Raw genomic sequence first — 4714 nt, 5'->3', positions numbered from 1 at the left:
ACGCTGTCTTGCAGTAACGACTTTTTCGCTGAAATGGAAAACCTGTTAAAGCCGGGCCGAGGCGTATTTATCGACGACAAGTTTACCGATCGCGGCAAGTGGATGGATGGCTGGGAATCGCGTCGTCGTCGTTTTCTTCCTGACGGTTCCTCAGACGATGGCTTAATGTACGATTGGTGCATCATCAAGTTGGGCGCACAAGGGATGATCAGAGCGATCAATGCAGACACCAACCACTTTTTAGGCAATGCTCCGCAGCATGTCTCTCTTGAAGCTGCAAACATTGTTGGCGAGCCAAACGACAACACCGAGTGGTTTGAAGTCATCCCTAAAACTGCAGTTGAGCCAGGTAGCGAAAATCTAATTGAAGCCGCAGACCAAAGCTCTGAGCAAGTTTGGACCCACGTACGTTTTAACATGTTCCCCGATGGTGGCGTTGCACGCTTGCGCATCTATGGCGATGTGGTTGTCGACCCAGCGCACTTCCTGCCAAATGAGCCTGTCGATCTTGCATACATCAAAAACGGCGCTCGCCCGTTAGTGTGTTCAGATATGTTCTTCAGTCACATGCAAAACCTTGTGATGCCAGAGCGTGGTGCCAACATGGGAGATGGCTGGGAAACCAAACGCCGCCGCACGGTTGGCGATGCCGCAATAGATCGTGACAACGACTGGTTAGTTCTTCAGCTTGCGACCAAAGGTAGCATCAACAAGATCTTGGTCGATACCTGTCATTTTAAAGGCAACTACCCGAACGGCTTCTCTCTTGAAGGCGCAGTGCTCACTGCCGAGCAAGCCGCCGACGCCGCGTTGCTTGAATTTGATGCCACTCAGGATGCCTTAACCGCAGGCCGCGAAGCGCCAAGTCCGATCAAGTGGATTGAGATTATGCCGCGTACGCCGCTGCATGCAGATCGCGAGCACACCTATACCGCAGAAGTACAAAACACCAATATGAACTTCACACACATTCGCATAAAAATGTACCCAGACGGTGGCATCAGCCGCTTGCGCTTATGGGGCTACCCAGCCTCTGCCAATACCTCAGCGCAAGACTCAGGACGTTAAGGATAAGGACAATGTCAGATTTAACCTATACGCTTGAGGAACTAAACGCGCTCAGCAAAGAAGACGCAGCGTTCGCATTCACCAATTGCTGCACCGCCTCGCGCTGGGTAGCAGGTATGGTCGAAGCGCGCCCATTTGATACGATTGATCAATGCCATCTGGCAGCTAAAACAATCTGGGACACTATGGAAGAAGCCGATTTTCTTGAGGCCTTTGAAGGCCACCCAAAAATCGGTGATGTCACTAGCCTGCGCAAGAAGTACGCCCACACCAAAAAGCTGGCGAGCGGCGAACAGTCTTCCGTTAGCGAAGCGAATGAAAGAACAATCGCGGCATTGGCTCAAGGCAACACCGATTACGAGAACAAGTTCGGCTTTATTTTTATCGTCTGCGCCACCGGTAAAAGCGCCGCGCAAATGAACGATTTACTGCAAGCGCGTCTGCCGAACGAGCGTGACACAGAATTGCAAAATGCAGCTCAGCAACAAGCGCTGATCACCGCGATTCGCATTAATAAGTTGATACGCCCACAGGCTATAAAGGGTCTGACCCCGAGGTAGTAATTGTTACGGTGCTGCACTAGAGCTTAATCCGACGCGGCAAAAGCGCGCATCAAAGGAGCGTACACGTCAGTACGTGACTGCTAGAGCACGCTTTTAACAAAGTATGAGCAAGGTCTAGCAAGCAATAAACAAGTTAATTAATTAGGAAAAAGTACCATGAGCCCGATTACCACACATGTACTGGACACCAATCTCGGCGGCCCCGCTGGGGGTATCGCAGTACAACTATTCAAGCAAGTCGACGGTGAATGGAAGCAAATCGCAGAGGGCGTCACTAACAGCGATGGGCGCATTACCGACTGGCTTGAAGGTCAGGAGCGTGAAAAAGGCATTTACCGCATTGTTTTCGATACGGACAGCTACTTCGAGAAGCAAGGAAAAACCTGCTTCTACCCCAGCGTAAACTTCGATTTCCGTATCGAAAAGCCAGAAGAACACTACCACGTACCACTTCTGGTCTCCGCTTACGGAATTTCGACTTACCGGGGCAGCTAGGCAGATGGATCGCTACACACTCACACCGAAACCGCTTACAGCCGAGGCGTTCGCGCCATTCGGTGACGTCGTTCAGTGCGATGGCAACACGCCCATGATGATCAACGACGGCAATACCGAGCGCTACCACAATCTGGTAAGCACAGAAGTAGAAAATGCAGACGACAAAATCATCATCAACATTTTCAGGGCGCAACCACGCAGCTTGCCCATGACTATCTGCATGATGGAGCGTCACCCTAAGGGCTCCCAATCCTTTCAACCTCTATCTGGCGAGGAGTACTTAGTGCTTGTTGGTGATCCGGTCGAAGATCTTAAACCGGAGAATTTACACCTGTTTCTGGCGACCAAAGATCAGGGTGTCAACTACCGAAAGAACACATGGCATCACCCTGTACTGGGCTTGCACAAAGTATGCGACTTTTTAGTTGTTGACCGCCTTGGCGAAGGATACAACTGCGAAGAGATCTACTTCGGCGATAACATCAACATCGAAATTACTCTAGAGCTTTAAAGACACAACATTATGAGCATCAAACTTTTTCGCGCTTCTGTTTTGCACTTCCTTTCAGACCCGGATATTGACGGCGAGAACGCGTACGAATTCTTTGAAGATGGCGCGCTTGTCGTGAACGACGGCCATGTTGTCGAGCTAGGCGAGGCAAGCGAACTGCTCGCCAAACATACTACAGCAGAGATCGTTGATTACACGGGTAAGCTGATTATTCCCGGCATGATCGACACACACATTCACTTCCCACAAGTCGAAGTGATTGCATCCTACGGCGAGCAGCTATTGGATTGGCTGAACAACTATACCTTCCCTGCTGAGCGCCAGTTTGAAGACAAGGAATACGCATCGAACATTGCGAACTTCTTTCTAGATGAATTGCTGAAGTGCGGCACCACAACCGCCTTGGTTTTCGGCACTGTACATAAGCAAAGCGTCGAAGCCTTCTTTGAAGCCTCAGAACAGCGCAATACACGGATGATCTGCGGCAAAGTGATGATGGATCGCAACGCGCCAGAGTATCTCACCGACACACCAGAAAGCGCATACCAAGACAGCAAAGCCTTAATCGAAGCATGGCACGAAAAAGGCCGTCAGCTGTATGCGGTCACGCCGCGTTTTGCGATCACCTCAACCGAAGCCCAGTTAGAGAAAGCCGGACAGCTTATTGCAGAACACCCAAGCGTATTTATGCAAACGCACATTAGCGAGAACCACGATGAGGTGGCGTTTGTCGACGAGCTATTTCCTGATGCGATTGATTACCTTGATGTATACGACCGCTATGGCCTGCTCGGCCCTCGCGCCGTATTTGCGCATGGCATTCACCTGTATCCGCGAGAGCATCAACGTTTGCGCGAGACCGGCTCAAGTGTCAGCTTCTGTCCGACCTCGAACCTGTTCTTAGGCAGTGGCTTACTCGATATACGCCAGCTCGAAAGAGAACAAGTGAACTACTCGGTTGCCACCGATGTCGGCGGCGGGACTAGCTTCTCGATGCTGACCACACTTGCTGAAGCCTACAAGATAAATCAACTTCAAAATCACAGCTTAAGCCCTCTCAAGAGTATGTACATGGCAACGCTAGGCAATGCCAAGTCGCTGCAACTGGATGACAAGATTGGCTCTTTTCAGGCAGGTCGTGAAGCCGACTTTGCGGTGCTTGATTATGATGCAACACCGTTGATGAGCCTGAAGCAATCCAAGTGCAAAACACTGGACGAAAAGCTGTTCGCAATGATTATTCTGGGCGATGACCGCGCAGTAAAAGCCACCTACGTCGCGGGCGAATGCGCCCACGAAAAACACTAATACACAGGCGAGGAGATTAACTGTGGAAGCGTATTTCCTGGAATGGTTGAACCTATTTTTCCGATGGTTCCATGTGATCGCGGGTGTCGCCTGGATTGGCGCCTCCTTTTATTTTGTATGGCTGGATAACAGCCTCGAAAACCCGCCGCAATGGAAAAAAGACAAAGGCATTGGTGGTGACCTTTGGGCGATCCACGGTGGCGGTTTTTACGAGGTTGCCAAATACAAACTTGGGCCAGAGGCAATGCCAGAGAACCTGCATTGGTTTAAGTGGGAAGCTTACACCACGTGGCTAACCGGCATGGTAATGCTTTGGATTATTTACTACGTTGGCGCTGAAAGCTTTCTGATCGACAACAGCAAGTTAGAGCTAACTCAATGGGAAGCCATTGGCCTGGGTATGGGCTTTATTACCGCTGGCTTTGTGGTGTACGAAATTCTTGTTAAAACGCCGCTGCGACATAAAGACGGTGCCTTTGGGCTGGTTCTTTTTGCCTTTTTAGCATTCATGGCTTGGCTGGCAGATCAGCTTTTCTCTGATCGTGGTGCGTACATCCACGTAGGTGCCTTAATCGGCTCGATCATGGCGGGTAATGTTTTCTTCGGCATCATGCCTTCGCAACGTGCGCTGGTTGAAGCGGTGCAACGCGGCGAAGCGCCTGATCCAAAATACGGTGCGTTCGCCAAGTTACGTTCCACTCATAATAACTACCTCACACTGCCGCTGATCTTCATCATGATCAGTAACCACTACCCGATGACCTAT

6 protein-coding genes are annotated in these 4714 nt (G+C 50.5%); all 6 read left to right on the top strand.

The features are described from left to right. The coding region (gene alc / locus A3750_RS12615) for an allantoicase (protein ID WP_082873285.1) at positions 1-1068 on the top strand (1068 nt) is incomplete at its 5' end. Positions 1069-1079: 11 nt separating this feature from the next. Then, positions 1080-1628 carry a 2-oxo-4-hydroxy-4-carboxy-5-ureidoimidazoline decarboxylase gene (uraD, locus tag A3750_RS12610; RefSeq protein WP_068456044.1) on the top strand — a complete coding sequence of 183 codons (549 nt, stop codon included), beginning with the start codon at positions 1080-1082 and terminating at the stop codon, positions 1626-1628. A gap of 159 nt (positions 1629-1787) precedes the next feature. Further along, positions 1788-2126: a hydroxyisourate hydrolase gene (gene uraH, locus A3750_RS12605; protein ID WP_068456041.1), complete on the top strand. Its 339-nt coding sequence runs from the start codon at positions 1788-1790 to the stop codon at positions 2124-2126. A gap of 4 nt (positions 2127-2130) precedes the next feature. Beyond that, on the top strand, positions 2131-2640 hold the full coding sequence (locus tag A3750_RS12600) for an ureidoglycolate lyase (protein ID WP_068456038.1): 510 nt from the start codon (positions 2131-2133) through the stop codon (positions 2638-2640). 12 nt (positions 2641-2652) lie between these two features. After that, positions 2653-3948, top strand: coding sequence for a guanine deaminase (gene guaD, locus A3750_RS12595; RefSeq protein ID WP_068456035.1), 1296 nt, complete (start codon positions 2653-2655; stop codon positions 3946-3948). A gap of 22 nt (positions 3949-3970) precedes the next feature. Then, positions 3971-4714, top strand: a 744-nt coding sequence (locus A3750_RS12590) for a urate hydroxylase PuuD (RefSeq protein ID WP_197475019.1), incomplete at its 3' end; no start/stop codon positions are given.

The sequence above is a fragment of the Oleiphilus sp. HI0079 genome (assembly GCF_001635105.1).
Note: the sequence above shows the minus strand (reverse complement) of the source record. Positions and strands in the feature narration are given on the sequence as shown.

What these genes read in the sequence shown, in the direction of transcription:
- uraD (WP_068456044.1), top strand. Translation starts at nt 1,080, where the DNA reads ATGTCAGATTTAACCTATACGCTTGAGGAACTAAACGCGCTCAGCAAA.
- uraH (WP_068456041.1), top strand. Translation starts at nt 1,788, where the DNA reads ATGAGCCCGATTACCACACATGTACTGGACACCAATCTCGGCGGCCCC.
- A3750_RS12600 (WP_068456038.1), top strand. Translation starts at nt 2,131, where the DNA reads ATGGATCGCTACACACTCACACCGAAACCGCTTACAGCCGAGGCGTTC.
- guaD (WP_068456035.1), top strand. Translation starts at nt 2,653, where the DNA reads ATGAGCATCAAACTTTTTCGCGCTTCTGTTTTGCACTTCCTTTCAGAC.